Below are 16,773 nucleotides of genomic sequence, written 5' to 3' on the forward strand. Positions count from 1 at the left end.
GAACCGATCAGGAGAGGTGCCAGACGTGACCGAGCCGAAGAGGGCCCCGCTGCCGCACGACTTCCATCCGGAGGTGCCGGCGTTCACCGTGGTGAGCGACGACCTCGCGCCGGGGCCGTGCTGGCTGACGCCCAGGTGCTTGCGGCCGGAAACACTTCGCCGCAGCTGCGGTGGGAGGGTTTCCCCGAGGGGACCAAGAGCTTCGCCGTGACGTGCTTCGACCCGGACGCGCCGACGGGCAGCGGCTTCTGGCACTGGGTGCTCTTCGACCTCCCGGTGTCGGTGACCGAGTTGCCGGCCGGTGCGGGCAGCGGGGAGTTCAAGGGGCTGCCGGAGGGCGCCGTTCAGGCGCGTAACGACTACGGGTCGAAGGATTTCGGCGGCGCCGCGCCGCCGGCCGGCGAGAACCACCGGTATGTGTTCACCGTGTACGCGGTGGACACCGAGAAGCTCGGATCGACAGTGATTCCTCGCCCGCCGTGGTCGGATTCAACCTCCGGTTCCACACACTCGGGCGTGCGCAGCTGATCGGTGAGTACCGGGCTCCCGCCGGCGATTAGTTCGTCTGCTGTTTGCCCTGCTCTGGTCTTGGAGAGACCAGAGCAGGGCATTTTTTATTGCGTTGTCCATCGCGGCCTGCCCAGCCAGAGTTGATCCGGGCCTGCCAGGGGGCGGGCGGCACACGGGAGGTGGGCAGGATGCGTGACACGTTGGTTCTCAACGCGAGCTTCGAGCCGCTGTCGACAGTGACCCTCAACCGTGCGGTGGTCCTGATCCTGACGGACAAGGCCGTCGTCGAGCAGTCGCACCCCGAACTCCGTATGCGCGGTGCCGCCGTGGACATTCCGGCCCCCCGGGTGATCAGGCTCTGCCGGTACGTACGGGTGCCGTTCCGAAGACAGGCCCCGTGGTCCAGAAGGGGGTGCTCGTCCGGGACCAGCACCGGTGCGCGTACTGCGGGCGGCGGGCGTCCACCGTCGACCACGTGGTGCCGCGTGCCCAGGGCGGGCAGGACACCTGGCTGAACACGGTGGCCTCCTGCGCCGAGGACAACCACCGCAAGGCTGCCCGTACGCCGGAGCAGGCGGGGATGCCGCTGCTGAAGCAGCCGTTCGTCCCCTCCCCCGCCGAAGCGATGTTGCTGGCGATGGGGCCGGTGACCGGGCGGAGCTGCCGGAGTGGCTGGACCGGGCCGTGGCGGCGGCCTAGTCGGCGTACGCCTGATGACGTAGAGATGGGCCCGTCCCTCGGTGGGGGCGGGCCCATCGTCTGTCAGCGGAGCAGCAGCTGGACGATGGCCACCGTGCCCACGGCGACGATGAGGGCGCGCAGGACGGTGGGGCTCAGGCGGCGGCCGACCTTGGCGCCTATCTGGCCACCGATGGCCGAGCCGACCGCGATGAGGACGACGGCCGTCCAGTCGAAGTGGGCGACGAAGAGGAAGAACAGCGCGGCGATGCTGTTGACGATGGCGGCCAGGACGTTCTTGACGGCGTTGAGGCGCTGCATGGTGTCGTCGAGCAGCATGCCCATCAGGGAGAGGTAGATGATCCCCTGGGCGGCGGTGAAGTAGCCGCCGTAGACGCTGGCGAGCATGAGGCCGGTGAACAGGAGGGGGCCGCCGTCGGTGCGGGCCACGGCGCCGGTGTGTTCACGGCGGCGCTGCACGGCTTTGCTGATGCGTGGTTGCAGGATCACCAGGACGAGCGCCATGGCGACGAGGACCGGACGATCGTCTCGAAGGCCGTGGAGGGCAGGGCGAGCAGGAGCGTGGCTCCGGTGAGGCCGCCGATGGCGGCTCCGATGCCCAGTTTGATGATGCGGCGGCGCTGGCCGGCCAGTTCCCTGCGGTAGCCGATGGCTCCGCTGATGGAGCCGGGGATGAGGCCCAGCGCGTTGGAGACCGTCGCGGTGACCGGCGGGAGGCCGGTGGCGAGCAGGACGGGGAAGGTGATCAGGGTGCCGGAGCCGACGATCGTGTTGATCGTGCCCGCTCCGACCCCGGCCGCGAAGACGGCGAGTATTTCCCAGATGGACAAGGCCATCTCCTTCGGTGGTCAGTGACGCCTCCCCGCCATGAAGGTCGAGGGGCCTCACTGATCATGCCCGAAGGGGATTCCGGGTCAGGAGACCGGGGGTTCCTCGCGGCGCTCCACCGCGGGGGCCGGGATGCCGCCCTTGGGACCGCCGCCGTTTCCGCCGTCGCCGCCGGTGTTGAAGCCGGGTACGCCGCCGCCGAGGTTGCCGAAGGCGCCGCTGAGGCCCTTGAGGGCGTCGCCGATCTCGCTGGGCACGATCCAGAGCTTGTTGGCGTCTCCCTCGGCGATCTTCGGGAGCATCTGGAGGTACTGGTACGAGAGGAGCTTCTGGTCCGGGTCTCCGGCGTGGATGGCCTCGAAGACGGTGCGGACGGCCTGGGCTTCACCCTCGGCGCGCAGGGCGGCGGCCTTGGCCTCACCCTCGGCGCGCAGGATCGCGGACTGCTTCTCACCCTCGGCGGTGAGGATCTGGGACTGCCGGATGCCCTCGGCGGTCAGGATCGCGGCGCGCTTGTCGCGGTCGGCGCGCATCTGCTTCTCCATCGAGTCCTGGATGGAGGTGGGCGGCTCGATCGCCTTGAGCTCGACGCGGTTGACGCGGATGCCCCACTTGCCGGTCGCCTCGTCGAGGACGCCGCGCAGGGCCGCGTTGATCTCCTCGCGGGAGGTGAGGGTCCGCTCCAGGTCCATGCCGCCGATGATGTTGCGGAGGGTGGTGACGGTCAGCTGCTCGATCGCCTGGATGTAGCTGGCCACTTCGTAGGTCGCGGCGCGGGCGTCGGTCACCTGGTAGTAGATGACGGTGTCGATGTTGACGACCAGGTTGTCCTGGGTGATCACCGGCTGCGGCGGGAAGGGCACGACCTGTTCACGGAGGTCGATCCGGTTGCGGATCGAGTCGATGAACGGGACGACGATGTTCAGGCCCGCGTTCAGGGTGCGGGTGTAGCGGCCGAATCGCTCCACGATGGCGGCGCTGGCCTGCGGGATGACCTGAATCGTCTTGATCAGGGCGATGAAGACGAGCACCACCAGAATGATCAGAACGATGATGATCGGTTGCATCGTGTCTCTCGTGCCCTTCGGTTGGCCGGTGGATCGCGGTGATCGGGGTCGGTCCTCAGGTGCGGCCGGTGGTCGGTGAGTTGCCGTCCGGGCCGGGGCTCCCTGGTGATCAACATGATCGACTTCGAGTCTGGCAGACGTGGGCCCGCCCCGTGCGCGCTTCGGTCACATCACGACGGCCGTCGCTCCGTCGATGTCGACGACATCGACCTGGGTGCCGGGCTCGAAGACCTGGTCGGCGTCGAGCGAGCGGGCCGACCAGACCTCGCCGGCGAGCTTGATGCGGCCACTGTCGGCCGACACCCGTTCCAGCACGACCGCTTGACGGCCCTTCAGGGCGTCGATGCCACTGGCCTGCCCGGTCTGTCCGGCCCGGTGTCTGGCGGCGATCGGGCGCACGACGGCGATCAGCGCGACCGAGACCAGGACGAAGACCAGCACCTGGGCGACGATTCCGCCGCCGAGGGCCGCGACGGCCGATGCGGCCACCGCCCCGACGGCGAACATACCGAATTCGGGCATCGCGGTCAGGACGAGGGGGATGCCCAGTCCCACCGCGCCGATCAGCCACCACACCCATGCGTCGATGTCCACATGGTCATCGTAGGACTGTCGGTGCGTCACCGACAGGGCGCACGGGGATCAACTGCTGTGAACCGCCTACCGATACGGGTGCGATGGCCTCGTGCGGCGGCCTCGGTCAGGAGAGCGGGAGGCCGTGGGCGGTGTAGCGGTCGCCGGTGTGCTCGACGATGAGCGGCAGGCCGAAGCAGCGGGAGAGGTTGCGGGAGCTGAGCTCGGTCTCCATGGGGCCGGCGGCGAGAATCTTGCCCTGGCGAATCATCAGGACGTGGGTGAACCCGGGGGCGATCTCCTCGACATGGTGGGTGACCATGATCATGGAGGGGGCGTACGGGTCGCGGGCGAGACGGCCGAGGCGGCGGACGAGGTCCTCGCGCCCGCCGAGGTCGAGCCCGGCGGCGGGCTCGTCGAGGAGCAGCAGCTCGGGGTCGGTCATCATGGCGCGGGCGATGAGCGTGCGCTTGCGCTCTCCCTCGGAGAGCGTGCCGAACTTGCGGTCCAGGTACTCGGTCATGCCGAGGCGGTCGAGGAAGGCGCGGGCGCGCTCCTCGTCGACGGCTTCGTAGTTCTCGTGCCAGGTGGCGGTCATGCCGTACGCGGCGGTGAGGACGGTCTGCAGCACGGTCTGGCGCTTGGGCAGCTTGTCGGCCATCGCGACGCCCGCCATGCCGATCCGGGGGCGGAGCTCGAAGACGTCGGTGCCGACGCCGCCGAGCTTCTCGCCGAGGACGGTGGCCGTTCCCTTGCTGGGGAAGAGGTAGCTGGACGCGAGGTTGAGGAGGGTCGTCTTGCCGGCGCCGTTGGGGCCCAGGATGACCCAGCGCTCCCCCTCCTTGACCGACCAGGAGACGTCTTCCACCAGAGCGCGTCCGTCGCGGACCACGGATACGTCCACCAGCTCCAGTACATCGCTCATGGCGCGTTGTCTCCCCAAGCAGTCTCGTCGATCGTCGCGTGCCGGTGGGCACGGCTCCCAGGGAAAACCTACGCCACCGCGCGAGTGGTTCGGGCGTGAGGTCCGTACGCCGGCCACGGTCCGGGCGTTCCCTAGGCTGTCGGCATGCTTGTCGAACCACGTTCAGGGTTGTTGGCCGCTTGGGGAAACGCGCTTCTGGCGGGACTCGTCTCACCCGACGAGGCGGCCCTCGCGATTGTCGGAGAGGACGCGGTGCACCGCGTCGAGGGGCTGCCGGGTGAGGCGGGGCCGGTCGGGCTCACGCTGGCGCTCGGCCGGCTGAGGGGGCTCGGGGCGACCGGATTCAGGGTGGCGTTGCCGGTGCCGGGGCATCCGCTGGGGCTGAGCGGTCCGCCGGACTTCAACGCGCGGGCGCTGGAGGCGGAGGAGGCCGTGGTCGGGTACGGGGTGCCGTACGGGCTGGTGCCGGAGGTGAGCGAGGCCGGGCCGGAGGGGGATCTGCACGTGGAGGTGGTGTGGCGGGTGCTGCCGGTGCGGGAGGCGCCGCCCGCGGATGTGCCGTCGCTGGGCGAGGCGGAGCGGGAGCTGGCGGAGGCGTTGCGGGATGCGACGGCGGTGCTGTCACGGCTGGACGTGGCCGGTTCCGGGCCGGTGGCGGAGGCGGCGGTGGACGCGTACCGGGCGCGGGTGGAGCGGGGTGGCGGGCGTGAGGTGCTGGCGCCCGGGTATCCGCCGCGGGCGGTGCGGGTGCTGGAGATGGCGCAGCGGGTGGGGCTGCTGGTCTCGGTGGCGTACGAGAACGGGCACGGCGGTGCGGTGAGCGCGTCGGAGATCGCGGCGCGGGGGGAGGCGTTGCGGCCGGTGGAGCGGGTGGCTCGGCGGGCGTTGGTGGCGGCGTACAACGCGTATGTGGAGGGCGGGGAGGTTCGGCGGTAGGGCCGCGGGCTCTCTGTCCTCAAGCGCCGGACGGGCAGGGGGGCGGTGCCCCTGGGCGGAGCTTTGTTCTGGTGCGGGAGCCCCGCCGTGAGGGTTCCGTCCTCAAGCGCCGGACGGGCTGGAACAGCGGGCGGGGCTTCCGGCTTCAGGGGCTGGTCAGTGGTTCAGGCCGAGGTTGCCGAAGGCCGGGTTGAGCAGGCCCACCACGTTGACCGTGTTGCCGACCACGTTCACCGGGACGGCGACCGGAACCTGCGCGAGGTTGCCGCTGACGACGCCCGGGGAGTCGGTGGCCACACCGTGGGCGTCGGCGCCGCTGTGGCCGGTGGCGGAGGCAGCACCGGCGCCGGCGGCGATGAGCCCGCCCGCGATCATCGTGACGGCGGCGGCCTTCTTCAGGTTCTTCACTTCAGGATCCTCCTAGAAAGGCTGCGGCAAGCCGCCGCAGCACGTCCTGGAGAACGCCGTGCCACCCGGAAGGATGCGCCGTTCGGGTGACATCCACCCGACAGTATGAAACTCGGTCCGGGTGGGAACCCGCACCCGAGGCCGCGGCGTCAGCCCACGGCTCCGTGGCGTACCGCCCACAGCGCCGCCTGGGTGCGGTCGGCCAGGTCCAGCTTCATCAGGATGTTCGAGACATGGGTCTTGACCGTCTTCTCGGAGAGGACGAGAGCCCGGGCGATCTCCCGGTTGGAGCGGCCGTCGGCGATGAGGCCGAGCACCTCGCGTTCCCGCTCGGTGAGCGTGCTCCCCCGGCCCGTGCCGGTGCCCGCGTCCTCCTGGGCGAGGAGGGCCCCGGCGACCTCGGGCTGGAGCAGGACGTGTCCGGCGTGGACCGAGCGGATCGCCCCCGCCAGGGCGTCCGGGTCGACGTCTTTGTAGACGTAACCGGAGGCTCCGGCGCGCAGGGCGGGGACCACCGTGCGCTGCTCGGTGAAGCTGGTGACGATGAGGACCTTGGCCGGGTTGTCGAGTTCCCGCAGGCGGCGCAGCGCCTCGATGCCGTCGGTGCCGGGCATCTTGATGTCCATCAGCACGACGTCGGGGCGCAGCTCCTCGGTCCGGGTCACGCCCTCCGCGCCGTCGGACGCCTCGCCGACGACCTCTATGTCCTCCTGGATCTCCAGGAACGTGCGCAGTCCGCGGCGGACCACCTGATGGTCGTCGACCAGCAGCACCCTGATGATCTTGTCAGCCACCGGGGACCTCCATCTCGATCGTGGCGCCCTTGCCGGGCTCCGATGCAACGGTGAGTCGGCCGCCGACGCTGTTCGCCCGGTGGCGCATGGAGACGAGGCCGAGGTGGCGGCCCGCCCGCCGGACGGCGGTGGGGTCGAATCCGTCCCCGTCGTCGGTGACGCGCAGGACGGTGGCGGGGCCGCGCCGGGCCAGGGTGACGCTCACGCGCTCCGCCCCGGAGTGGCGCAGGGCGTTGTGGAGGGCTTCCTGGGCGACCCGGAGCAGCGCTTCCTCCTGGGCGGCGGGCAGTGCGCGCACCCCGCAGCTCTCGAAGACGACCTCTGCGGTGTGCGCCCGGTCCAGGACCTGGATCTGGGTGCGGAGGGTGGCGATCAGGCCGTCCTCGTCGAGGGCGGCCGGGCGCAGTTCCACGACCGCCGCCCGCAGCTCGTCGACCGCCTCGGCGGCGAGGACGGCGACCTGCTGGAGCTCGCCCTTGGCGCGGACGGGGTCGCGGTCGACGAGGGCGGCGGCGGCCTGGGCCGTGAGGCGGAGCGAGAACAGCTTCTGGCTGACCGCGTCGTGCAGCTCGTGGGCGAGGCGGGAGCGCTCCTCGGCGATGGTCAGCTCGCGGCTGCGTTCGTAGAGGCGGGCGTTGGTGAGGGCGATCGCGGCGTGCTGGGCGAGGATCGAGAGCAGTTCCTCGTCCTCGGCGGTGAAGCCGCAGCCGCCCTCGGGTTTGGGGCACATCTTGTTGGCGAGGAAGAGCGCGCCGATGATCTCGTCGCCGTCCGTGATGGGAAGGCCGAGGAAGTCGGACATGTCGGGGTGGGCGTCGGGCCAGCCGCCGAAGCGGGGGTCCTGGCGGACGTCGGCGAGCCGTTCGGGCTTCGCCTGGTGGAGCATCGCGGCGAGGATGCCGTGCTGGCGGGGCAGCGGGCCGATGGCCTTCCACTGTTCGTCGCTGACGCCGTCGACCACGAACTGGGCGAAGCCGCCGTGGTCGTCCGGGACGCCGAGTGCCGCGTACTGGGCGTCCAGCAGCTCCCGGGCGGAGGCGACGATCTTCTTCAGGACGTCGCCCACTTCGAGGTGCCGGCTCATGGCGAGCAGCGCGGCACTCACCGCGGCGAGGCCCGACGGTGGGCGATGGCTCATGGGATCACCGTACCGGCGGGGGTGGGCGGTCGTATCGGCCCCGGGTCGGGGCTCGGCCCGCCGGGTCCTAGGCCCGGGCGGGACGGCCCCTCGGCCGGAGGTCGTAGGACTGCCCGGGACCTACGCCGAAGTGCCGGGTTTGGGTGCGGCTCCAGGGCGAGGCGCGGTGCGGCCGGGCCTTCCTACGGTGAGGTCGCCGGGGTCTTCCGGCGGACGCCGAGGGTACGAAGGGGACGGTCACCATGCCGGTCGCGATGATCACAGGTGGTTCGAAGGGGCTGGGACGGGCGTTGGCGGGGGCGCTGGCCGGGGAGGGCTGGGACCTGGTGCTGGACGCCCGGACGGCCGGGGTGCTGGAGGAGACGGCGCGGGAGCTGAGCGGGCGGTACGGGACGCGGGTGGTGGCGGTCCCCGGGGACGTCACGGACGCGGCGCACCGGGCGGATCTGGTGGCGGCGGCCGGGTCGCTGGGCGGTCTCGACCTCCTGGTGAGCAACGCGAGCGTGCTGGGCGCGGAGCCGCTGGTCCGGCTGGACGCGCTGCCGCTGGAGGGGCTCAGGCGTGCGCTGGAGACGAACGTGGTGGCGGCGCTCGGTCTCGTACAGGAGGCGTTGCCGGCGTTGCGGGCCTCGGAGGCCGGGGCGGTGGTGGTGATCAGCTCGGACGCGGCGGCGGAGCCGTACCCGACGTGGGGCGGTTACGGGGCGTCGAAGGCGGCGCTGGACCAGTTGGCGGCGGTGCTGGGCGAGGAGGAGCCGGGGCTGCGGGTGTGGGCGGTCGACCCGGGTGACATGGCGACGGACCTGTACGCGGCGGCGGTGCCGGAGGACGCGGACGCGTCGCGGCCGTCGCCGGAGAGCGTGGCGCCGGCGTTCCTGCGCCTGGTGCGGGAGCGGCCGGCCGGGGGCCGGTACGCGGCTCCGGCGCTGCTGGAGGGGGCGGCGGGGCAGGGCGGGGGTACCCGATGACCGCGCGGGGGCGGTGCGGGAGCGGCGAGGTGGCCCTTGCCGTGCCGGGGGCGGGCGGGGGGCCGTCCGTCTCGCCGGGCCCGGGCGGGGCGGGGCCGTCGGCGGCGGCCGCCGTGGGTTCCCCGGCCCCGCCGGAGCCGGACCGGGCCCGGACCGCCGAAGCTGCGGGGGCCACCCCGCTGGAGGCCCTGCGGGTGCCGGAGGAGTTGTCGGCCCGGGTGCCGGCCGAGCAGCGCGGGGCGGGGCGTGATGACGTGCGGCTGCTCGTGTCCCGGGGGCGGGCGGTCGCGCACCATGCGTTCCGGGAGCTGCCGGGGCAGTTGCGGGCCGGGGACGTGCTGGTGGTGAACACGTCCATGACGTTGCCCGCCGCGGTGAACGGGCGGGTCGGCGGAGAACGGGTCGTCGTGCACTTCTCGACGCGCGGTGCGGACGGGCGGTGGGCGGTGGAGCTGCGGGCGCCCGTGGGGGCGGGGGTGACCGGGCCGCGGCCCGGTGGTCCGGCGGGGGCCGTGGTGCGGTTGCCGGGCGGGCGGGCCCTGGTGCTGGAGGAGCCGCTGGGACCCGCGGCCGGGGCCCGGCTGTGGTGGGCGCGGGTGCCGGAACGGGTGCCGGAGCTGTTGCGCAGGCACGGGCGGCCCATTCGGTACGGCTACGCGGATCGGGATCAGCCGCTGTCGGCGTACCGGACGGTGTTCGCGGTGGACTCCCCGGACGGGAGCGGTTCGGCGGAGATGCCGAGCGCCGCGCGCCCCTTCACGGTCCCGTTGGTGGCGGAGCTGGTGCGCCGGGGGTGCTGTTCGCGCCGCTGTCCCTGCATACGGGGGTGGCCTCGGCGGAGGCGCACGAGCCGCCGTACCCGGAGCGGTTCGCGGTGCCGGCGGCGACGGCGTGGCTGGTGAACGCCGTACGGGCGGCGGGGAGCGGGCGGGTGGTCGCCGTGGGGACGACGGCCGTGCGGGCGCTGGAGTCGGCGGCGGGGGCGGACGGGGTGGTGCGGTCCGCCGACGGGTGGACGGACCTCGTGGTGACGCCGCGGCGCGGGGTGCGGGTGGTGGACGGGCTGCTGACCGGGCTGCACGAGCCGCAGGCCTCGCATCTGCTGATGCTGGAGGCGGTGGCGGGGGGCGAGGCGCTGCGCCACGGGTACGAGGCTGCGCTCCAGGAGCGGTACCTCTGGCACGAGTTCGGGGACGTCCACCTCATCCTGCCGGATGAGGAAGGTAACGCTCCGAATTGCTCCAGCAACGAATGGTGAGACTGTTACCTCGCCGATGTGAGCCCAGGCATAGGGTCCACGTCACTTACGAACGTACCTAGTGGGCCCATAAGGTCGTTTTGAGCAGGCACTGAGGAGGGTCATTTCGGGCGAACGGGACCCTTCTCCACTACCCGGCTTCGTACGTCACACCTTTGCCACAGGATTTTGCTGCCGCTAAGAATTGCTCTCGTCCCCGACGGAGGTGCGCATCACCGCCTCCGGTCTCGTCCTCCGTGAGGACACCTGAGCATTCGAAGAGGTAGCCCTACATGTCTGCGACTCGCATTCCCAGTCGTCTCCGTCGTCTGAACAAGGTCCAGAAGATCTCCGTGGCCGGTGTGTCGGCCCTGGGCGTCGCCGCCCTGACCTTCTCGCTCGTCCCGTCGAACGCCGATGCCGAGATTGCCCCGCAGGCGGCAGCCGCCGCTGCGCCCGTGGCCTTCACCAACGCCACGGGAACCGCCCAGGCCAAGACCGTGCAGAACAGCATGATCGAGCAGCACTCCACCGCGGAGAAGCTCGTGAAGGCCGCCGACGCCGCCAAGGCGAAGGCCGCCGCCGAGACCAAGGCCAAGGCCGCGAAGGCGAAGGCCGCGTCCGAGGCGAAGGCCAAGGCCGCCGCCGACGCGAAGGACAAGGCCGAGAAGGCCGCCAAGGCCAAGGCGGACGCGAAGAAGCGCGCGTCCGAGAAGGCCAACCGCTCGACCGCGCGCAAGCCCGTCTACGCCAACAACCTGGACGGCTGGATCCGCGAGGCCATGGCGATCATGAAGAAGGAAGGCATCCCCGGCTCCTACGAGGGGATCCACCGCAACATCATCCGTGAGTCCAGCGGTAACCGCTGGGCGATCAACAACTGGGACATCAACGCCCGCAACGGCGTCCCGTCCAAGGGTCTGCTCCAGGTGATCCAGCCGACCTTCGACCGCTACCACGTGGCGGGCACCAAGAAGGACCTGTACGACCCGGTCGCCAACATCGTCGCCGCCTGCAACTACGCGGCCGACCGCTACGGCTCCATGGACAACGTCAACAGCGCGTACTGAGCCGCTGCGACACCTGGGCGCTGAGTCACCGAGATCAGCCCTACGCATGCCGGAGGCCGGCACCCCGCGGGGTGCCGGCCTCGGCGTCGTACCCGGTGCTTACTTGCGCATGACCTCGGGCTCGTGGCGGCGCAGCAGGCGCGCGACCGCGACGGCGCAGACGGCGCCGATCACCAGCAGCACGAAGATGTTGATCCCCCACTGGGTCGCCGTGGCCTCCCACAGCGGGTCCAGGTCGGTCGGGTTCTTCGCGTCCCACGGCGGCATCAGGTTGGCCAGGTCCAGCGTGGTGCCGGCCGCGGCCACGCCCCAGCGGGACGGCATCAGCCAGGTGAGCTGCTCCAGGCCGGGCGTCCCGTACACCTGGAAGAGAACGCCGGTGAACACCAGCTGGACGATCGCGAACATGACCAGGAGTGGCATGGTCATCTCGGAGGTCTTGACCATCGCGGAGATCATCAGGCCGAACATCATCGAGGTGAACCCGAGGGCCACGATCGAGATGCAGATCTCGACGGCCGGAGGCATGAACAGCCCCTCCTCCGGCAGATCGCGGACGGCGAAGCAGATACCGCAGAGGATGACGCTCTGGAAGGCCGTGATCACGCCGAGCACGATCACCTTGGACGTCAGATAGGCCGAGCGGGAGAGGCCGGTGGCCCGTTCCCGTTCGTAGATCACGCGTTCCTTGATCAGTTCTCGTACGGAGCTGGCCGACCCGGCGAGGCAGATGCCGACCGCGAGGATCAGCAGGATCATCCCGGCCTTGCCGTTGAACTGGGTCGGCGGGGTGGGAGGGGCCAGTCCGAAGTCCGCCGGGATGACCGCGGCCAGCACACCGATCACCGCGGGCAGCGCCACCATCAGGCCGAGGAAGGCCTTGTCGGAGGCGATGACGGAGGTGTACCGGCGCACCAGGGTCCACAGCTGTGTACCCCAGCTCTGCGCCTTCGGGGGCCTCATCTGCTGGGGCGGCGGCATGTTGACCGGCTGGGCCGCGACGGCGTCGATGTCGGCGGCGTACATCTGGTAGTGCTGCGAACCGCGCCAGCGGCCCGCCCAGTCGTAGTCGCGGTAGTTCTCGAAGGCGGAGAAGACGTCGGCCCAGCTGGTGTAGCCGAAGAAGTTCAGCGCTTCCTCCGGCGGACCGAAGTAGGCGACGGAACCGCCGGGCGCCATCACGAGGAGCTTGTCGCAGATCGCCAGCTCGGCGACCGAGTGCGTGACCACGAGCACGGTGCGGCCGTCGTCGGCGAGGCCGCGCAGCAGCTGCATGACATCGCGGTCCATGCCCGGGTCGAGGCCGGAGGTCGGCTCGTCCAGGAAGATCAGCGACGGCTTGGTGAGCAGCTCCAGGGCGACCGAGACGCGCTTGCGCTGGCCGCCGGAGAGCGAGGTGATCTTCTTGTCCTTGTGGATGTCGAGCTTGAGCTCGGCGAGGACCTCGGTGATCCGGGACTGGCGCTCGGCCTCGGTGGTGTCCGCGGGGAAGCGGAGCTTGGCCGCGTACTTGAGGGCCTTGGCGACGGTCAGTTCCTTGTGCAGGATGTCGTCCTGCGGGACCAGACCGATGCGCTGGCGCAGCTCGGCGAACTGCTTGTACAGGTTCCGGTTGTCGTAGAGGACGTCACCCTGGTTGGCGGGCCGGTAGCCGGTGAGCGCCTTGAGCAGGGTGGACTTTCCGGAACCGGACGGGCCGATGACCGCGATCAGCGACTTCTCGGGGACGCCGAAGGAGACGTCCTTGAGGATCTGCTTGCCGCCGTCGACCGTCACCGTGAGGTGGCGGGCGGAGAAGGAGACCTCACCGGTGTCGACGAACTCTTCCAGCCGGTCGCCGACCAGCCGGAACGTCGAGTGGCCGACGCCGACGATGTCGTTCGGGCCGATGAGGGCCGAGCCGGACTTGTGGAGCGGCAGACCGTTGACGTACGTGCCGTTGTGCGAGCCGAGGTCGCGGATCTCGAAGCGGCCGTCGGGCGTCGCGTGGAACTCGGCGTGGTGGCGGGAGACCTGGAGGTCGGAGACGACCAGTTCGTTCTCCAGCGCACGACCGATGCGCATGACCCGGCCGAGGGCCAGCTGGTGGAACGTGGTGGGGCTGCGGTCGCCGTAGACCGGCGGCGCCCCCGCGGCACCGCCCTGTCCCGGTCCGCCCTGCTGCCCGGGGTGCTGCTGGTGCGGCACGTTCTGGTGCGCGGGCTGCTGGTGCGGGACCTGATGCTGGGGCGCCTGCGGCTGCTGCCAGGCCTGCTGCTGGGCCGGGGCCTGGTGGTGCGCCGGGGCCTGGTGCTGGGCGGGTGCCTGCTGTCCGTGCCAGCCCGGGGCGCCGCCCTGGGGCTGCTGGTGGGGCTGGTGAACCGGGGCCTGCTGCGCGCCGGCCGCCTGGCCGCCGGCGACACCGGCTCCCGCGGCGGCGCTGAGGCTCACCCGGGGCCCGTCGGTGGCGTTGCCCAGGTGCAGCACCGAACCGGCGCCGAGCTCCACCTGCTGGATCCGCCGGCCCTGCGCATAGGTGCCGTTGGTGCTGCCGTGGTCCTCGATGGACCAACTGCGGCCGTTCCAGCTGATCGTGGCGTGCCGCCACGACACTCTGGCGTCGTCGATCGTCAGGTCGCCCTGCGGATCACGTCCAAGGGTGTACGACCTGGACGGATCGAGCGTCCAGGTGCTGCCATTCAATTCCAGTACGAGTTCCGGCACTCCGCGCCCCACTAGTTGTCCCCCGTGATACCCCCGTCGCAGGGAGTCTAGGGATGCTGAACATCGTGGGGAACTATTCCAGGACCTGTCCCCGATCCGAAAGTCGGGCGGGTGAAGAGCGCGGGGAGACCTGCGCGAGCACCCACATACCGGGGGGTGAAACAGGAGCGGACACGGTCAGACAGTGCTGAAGACGTTGTTATCACTCAGAGGGTCTTCAGCAACGCGATAACGGTCGATACGAGACACCCGGGCCGGCCGAGCGCAAGACCCGTACCGGCCAGATCCGGACGCGCCGTCGGCGGTACCGCCGCGATTCCGTCCGGCACTCGGGACGGGCGGCCGGAGGAGAGGGCGGGACCGATACGGTGGGAGCACCATGAGCGCATCTCAGCCACCTCAGCACCCCTCCGCTTCTGAGCCCTCTGAGTCCCTCGAGCCCCTCGGGCCCCGTCGGGCCGACGGAACCGGCGACGGGCCCCCTCCGGGCAGCGACGCACCCACGCTGCTGGTCAAGATCTTCGGCAAGGACCGTCCCGGCATCACCGCCGGGCTCTTCGACACCCTCGCCGCGTACGCGGTCGACGTCGTGGACATCGAGCAGGTCGTCACCCGTGGCCGCATCGTGCTGTGCGCCCTGGTCACCGCGCCCACGGCGGGCGGGACCACCGAGGGCGATCTGCGGGCGACCGTGCACAGCTGGGCCGACTCCCTGAAGCTGCAGGCCGAGATCATCTCCGGCATCGGCGACAACCGGCCCCGCGGTGACGGCCGTTCCCATGTGACGGTGCTGGGGCACCCGCTCACCGCCGAGTCGACCGCCGCCATAGCGGCCACCATCACCTCGACCGGCGGGAACATCGACCGTGTCTTCCGGCTGGCGAAGTACCCGGTCACCGCCGTCGAGTTCGCGGTGTCGGGGACCGGGACCGCGGAGCTGCGGACCGCGCTGGCGACCGAGGCCGCGGAGATCGGCGTCGATGTCGCGGTGGTCTCGGCCGGGCTGAGCCGGCGGGCCCAGCGACTGGTGGTCATGGACGTCGACTCCACGCTGATCCAGGACGAGGTGATCGAGCTCTTCGCGGCGCACGCCGGCTGCGAGGACAAGGTCGCCGAGGTGACCGAGCAGGCGATGCGCGGCGAGCTGGACTTCGAGCAGTCGCTGCACGCCCGGGTCGCGCTGCTGGCCGGTCTGGACGCCTCGGTGGTGGACAAGGTCCGCGCCGAGGTACGGCTCACCCCCGGCGCCCGCACCCTGATCCGTACGCTGAAGCGCCTCGGCTACCAGGTCGGCGTGGTCTCCGGCGGCTTCACCCAGGTCACGGACGACCTCAAGGAGCGGCTCGGCCTGGACTTCGCCTCGGCCAACACCCTGGAAGTGGTGGACGGCAAGCTCACCGGCCGGGTCGTCGGCGAGGTGGTGGACCGGGCGGGCAAGGCCCGGCTGCTGCGCAGCTTCGCCGAGCAGGCGGGCGTACCGCTGGCGCAGACGGTGGCGATCGGGGACGGGGCGAACGATCTCGACATGCTGAACACGGCCGGGCTCGGTGTCGCGTTCAACGCCAAGCCGTTGGTCCGCGAGGCGGCGCACACCGCGGTGAACGTGCCGTTCCTGGACACCGTGCTCTACCTGCTCGGCATCACCCGGGAAGAGGTCGAGGCGGCGGACGGCCTCGTCGACTGAACCCGGACACGTGAGAGGGCCCGGCACCGCGATGGTGCCGGGCCCTTTGCGTGCGCTCGGTCGCTCCGCGCGTGCTCAGTGGTCCCGTGCGTGCGCCCGGTCGCTCCGCGTGTGCGCAGTGGTCCCGTGCGTGATCAGTCGTTCGGGGTCCAGTACTCCGTGAGCCTGCCCGCCCCGTGCTCCACGCTCTTCCAGGAGCCGGGGAACTCCACCACGGCGTAGGCGGCGGTGGGGAAACCGTCCCGGGTCATCCGGGCCAGGGTGTCGCCCTCGGCCGAGCCGGAGAGGGCGTCGGCGGCCCCGTGCATCCCTGGGTTGTGACCGATGACCAGGAGGTTGCGCACGTCGTCGGGGGTCTCGTTGAACAGGGCGATCAGTTCACCGAGGGATGCCTCGTACAGCCTCTCCTCGTAGACGGTCCGGGGGCGCTGGGAGAATTCATGGACCGCCAGCTTCCAGGTCTCCCGTGTCCTGGCGGCACTGGAGCAGAGGGCCAGATCGAAGTCGATGCCGGAATCGGCGAGCTTGCGGCCGGCCACGGGCGCGTCCTTTCGGCCGCGCTCGGCCAGCGGGCGCTCATGATCGGAAGCCTGCGACCATTCCGCCTTGGCATGCCGGAGAAGGACGATCCTGCGAGGTGTCTCGACGCTCATACATCTCAGCTTCGCATGAAACGCGCCCTCCGGCGCAGGGTGTTGACGGGCTCGTCCGGACAGTTGACGCGCTGGTCCGGGGGCGGCTTCGGCTCAGCGGAACAGCAGCTGGAAGGTGAGCTCGATCAGCTGTCCGAGCGCGGGGGCGGCGGTGGCCCGGGCCTGCCCGGGGCTGAGGATCATCAGCAGCAGCGCGGCGAACACGACGGCGGGCAGGGCGACCGCCCACCAGGGCAGCCGGATCTCGACAACGTCGGCGGCCGGTCGGTGGGACCTGGTGTGCGTCGGTGCCGGCATGTGCGCCTCCGTCAAGTCATCGGGTCGTTACCGAAGAACCTACGGAACGGGCACGGCCGGTCCCATCCGGTGACCCACCCACGTGACCCTGACCCTGGCCCCCTAGGGGAGGGTGGGGCTAGCCCCACCCTCCCCTAGGGGCCAGGGCGTCAGGGCGAGGCGATCGTGGCGATGACACCGATGACGACGGTGACGAGAAGCATCGCGCCGAACACGAGGAGAAGCTTCTTCTGGCCGTTTGGGGGGTTCGGATCGAGCACTGGCATGAGGTCAGTGTCGCATC

The 16,773-nt window shown here is 70.9% G+C and carries 14 protein-coding genes and 4 pseudogenes; 7 read left to right on the top strand and 11 right to left on the bottom strand.

The window, feature by feature from the left end; translation table 11 throughout:
* Positions 1 to 25: 25 nt before the first annotated feature.
* Positions 26 to 560, top strand: a pseudogene (locus CCZ36_RS05780) (YbhB/YbcL family Raf kinase inhibitor-like protein).
* 138 nt (positions 561 to 698) lie between these two features.
* Positions 699 to 1,209 (top strand): annotated as a pseudogene (locus CCZ36_RS05785) (HNH endonuclease).
* Positions 1,210 to 1,272: 63 nt separating this feature from the next.
* Here the strand turns inward: CCZ36_RS05785 and CCZ36_RS05790 are convergent.
* The 4 genes and pseudogenes from CCZ36_RS05790 to CCZ36_RS05805 form a co-directional block, all read right to left on the bottom strand.
* Positions 1,273 to 2,045, bottom strand: a pseudogene (locus CCZ36_RS05790) (sulfite exporter TauE/SafE family protein).
* 78 nt (positions 2,046 to 2,123) lie between these two features.
* Entirely contained in the window at positions 2,124 to 3,104 is a 981-nt protein-coding gene (locus CCZ36_RS05795) for an SPFH domain-containing protein (protein WP_010061443.1), read from the bottom strand.
* A 165-nt stretch (positions 3,105 to 3,269) separates the two neighbouring features.
* Positions 3,270 to 3,698, bottom strand: a complete 429-nt coding sequence (locus CCZ36_RS05800; protein ID WP_069743241.1) for an NfeD family protein — start codon at positions 3,696 to 3,698, stop codon at positions 3,270 to 3,272.
* 106 nt (positions 3,699 to 3,804) lie between these two features.
* Positions 3,805 to 4,602 carry an ABC transporter ATP-binding protein gene (locus CCZ36_RS05805; protein ID WP_069740598.1) on the bottom strand — a complete coding sequence of 266 codons (798 nt, stop codon included), beginning with the start codon at positions 4,600 to 4,602 and terminating at the stop codon, positions 3,805 to 3,807.
* A 144-nt stretch (positions 4,603 to 4,746) separates the two neighbouring features.
* Here CCZ36_RS05805 and CCZ36_RS05810 point away from each other — a divergent pair, with 144 nt between their 5' ends.
* The gene (locus CCZ36_RS05810) at positions 4,747 to 5,538 is read left to right on the top strand and encodes a hypothetical protein (protein ID WP_069740597.1); all 792 of its coding nucleotides are present in this window, start codon (positions 4,747 to 4,749) and stop codon (positions 5,536 to 5,538) included.
* Positions 5,539 to 5,694: 156 nt separating this feature from the next.
* On the opposite strand, the gene CCZ36_RS05815 is transcribed toward CCZ36_RS05810, so the two are convergent.
* The 3 genes from CCZ36_RS05815 to CCZ36_RS05825 all read right to left on the bottom strand — a co-directional run bounded on the left by CCZ36_RS05815 (position 5,695) and on the right by CCZ36_RS05825 (position 7,878).
* Positions 5,695 to 5,946 carry a chaplin gene (locus CCZ36_RS05815; protein WP_069740596.1) on the bottom strand — a complete coding sequence of 84 codons (252 nt, stop codon included), beginning with the start codon at positions 5,944 to 5,946 and terminating at the stop codon, positions 5,695 to 5,697.
* Positions 5,947 to 6,095: 149 nt separating this feature from the next.
* Positions 6,096 to 6,740: a response regulator gene (locus CCZ36_RS05820; RefSeq protein WP_069740595.1), complete on the bottom strand. Its 645-nt coding sequence runs from the start codon at positions 6,738 to 6,740 to the stop codon at positions 6,096 to 6,098.
* Positions 6,733 to 7,878, bottom strand: coding sequence for a GAF domain-containing sensor histidine kinase (locus tag CCZ36_RS05825; protein ID WP_069740594.1), 1,146 nt, complete (start codon positions 7,876 to 7,878; stop codon positions 6,733 to 6,735). Before CCZ36_RS05825 ends, CCZ36_RS05820 begins: the two co-directional genes overlap by 8 nt.
* A gap of 242 nt (positions 7,879 to 8,120) precedes the next feature.
* On the opposite strand from CCZ36_RS05825, the gene CCZ36_RS05830 reads away from it, so the two are divergent.
* The 3 genes and pseudogenes from CCZ36_RS05830 (at position 8,121) to CCZ36_RS05840 (ending at position 11,153) form a co-directional block, all read left to right on the top strand.
* Complete coding sequence (locus CCZ36_RS05830) at positions 8,121 to 8,846, top strand: SDR family NAD(P)-dependent oxidoreductase (RefSeq protein ID WP_069740593.1); 726 nt, start codon at positions 8,121 to 8,123, stop codon at positions 8,844 to 8,846.
* Positions 8,843 to 10,104, top strand: a pseudogene (locus CCZ36_RS05835) (S-adenosylmethionine:tRNA ribosyltransferase-isomerase). The gene CCZ36_RS05830 and the pseudogene CCZ36_RS05835 overlap by 4 nt, the downstream one beginning before the upstream one ends.
* A 272-nt stretch (positions 10,105 to 10,376) precedes the next feature.
* Entirely contained in the window at positions 10,377 to 11,153 is a 777-nt protein-coding gene (locus CCZ36_RS05840; protein WP_006123564.1) for a transglycosylase SLT domain-containing protein, read from the top strand.
* A gap of 99 nt (positions 11,154 to 11,252) precedes the next feature.
* Here the strand turns inward: CCZ36_RS05840 and CCZ36_RS05845 are convergent, their stop codons facing one another.
* Complete coding sequence (locus tag CCZ36_RS05845) at positions 11,253 to 13,868, bottom strand: ABC transporter ATP-binding protein/permease (protein WP_128817148.1); 2,616 nt, start codon at positions 13,866 to 13,868, stop codon at positions 11,253 to 11,255.
* Positions 13,869 to 14,235: 367 nt separating this feature from the next.
* Here CCZ36_RS05845 and serB point away from each other — a divergent pair, with 367 nt between their 5' ends.
* Entirely contained in the window at positions 14,236 to 15,540 is a 1,305-nt protein-coding gene (gene serB, locus CCZ36_RS05850) for a phosphoserine phosphatase SerB (RefSeq protein WP_069739696.1), read from the top strand.
* Positions 15,541 to 15,674: 134 nt separating this feature from the next.
* Here serB and CCZ36_RS05855 read toward each other — a convergent pair whose 3' ends face one another.
* The 3 genes from CCZ36_RS05855 to CCZ36_RS36345 all read right to left on the bottom strand — a co-directional run bounded on the left by CCZ36_RS05855 (position 15,675) and on the right by CCZ36_RS36345 (position 16,756).
* Positions 15,675 to 16,193, bottom strand: a complete 519-nt coding sequence (locus tag CCZ36_RS05855) for a SixA phosphatase family protein (protein WP_069743236.1) — start codon at positions 16,191 to 16,193, stop codon at positions 15,675 to 15,677.
* Between the two features lie 93 nt (positions 16,194 to 16,286).
* Positions 16,287 to 16,490, bottom strand: a complete 204-nt coding sequence (locus CCZ36_RS05860) for a hypothetical protein (protein ID WP_128817149.1) — start codon at positions 16,488 to 16,490, stop codon at positions 16,287 to 16,289.
* Between the two features lie 149 nt (positions 16,491 to 16,639).
* The gene (locus CCZ36_RS36345; protein ID WP_252120221.1) at positions 16,640 to 16,756 is read right to left on the bottom strand and encodes an SGM_5486 family transporter-associated protein; all 117 of its coding nucleotides are present in this window, start codon (positions 16,754 to 16,756) and stop codon (positions 16,640 to 16,642) included.
* Positions 16,757 to 16,773: the final 17 nt, after the last annotated feature.

It is taken from the genome of Streptomyces sp. S063, assembly GCF_002832675.1.
GTDB classification, from domain to species: Bacteria; Actinomycetota; Actinomycetes; order Streptomycetales; family Streptomycetaceae; genus Streptomyces; species Streptomyces sindenensis.

Excerpts from the sequence above, each read along its gene's own strand:
- CCZ36_RS05795 (WP_010061443.1), bottom strand. The coding sequence starts at position 3,104 with ATGCAACCGATCATCATCGTTCTGATCATTCTGGTGGTGCTCGTCTTC.
- CCZ36_RS05805 (WP_069740598.1), bottom strand. The coding sequence starts at position 4,602 with ATGAGCGATGTACTGGAGCTGGTGGACGTATCCGTGGTCCGCGACGGA.
- CCZ36_RS05810 (WP_069740597.1), top strand. The coding sequence starts at position 4,747 with ATGCTTGTCGAACCACGTTCAGGGTTGTTGGCCGCTTGGGGAAACGCG.
- CCZ36_RS05825 (WP_069740594.1), bottom strand. The coding sequence starts at position 7,878 with ATGAGCCATCGCCCACCGTCGGGCCTCGCCGCGGTGAGTGCCGCGCTG.
- CCZ36_RS05830 (WP_069740593.1), top strand. The coding sequence starts at position 8,121 with ATGCCGGTCGCGATGATCACAGGTGGTTCGAAGGGGCTGGGACGGGCG.
- CCZ36_RS05840 (WP_006123564.1), top strand. The coding sequence starts at position 10,377 with ATGTCTGCGACTCGCATTCCCAGTCGTCTCCGTCGTCTGAACAAGGTC.
- serB (WP_069739696.1), top strand. The coding sequence starts at position 14,236 with ATGAGCGCATCTCAGCCACCTCAGCACCCCTCCGCTTCTGAGCCCTCT.
- CCZ36_RS05855 (WP_069743236.1), bottom strand. The coding sequence starts at position 16,193 with ATGAGCGTCGAGACACCTCGCAGGATCGTCCTTCTCCGGCATGCCAAG.
- CCZ36_RS05860 (WP_128817149.1), bottom strand. The coding sequence starts at position 16,490 with ATGCCGGCACCGACGCACACCAGGTCCCACCGACCGGCCGCCGACGTT.
- CCZ36_RS36345 (WP_252120221.1), bottom strand. The coding sequence starts at position 16,756 with ATGCCAGTGCTCGATCCGAACCCCCCAAACGGCCAGAAGAAGCTTCTC.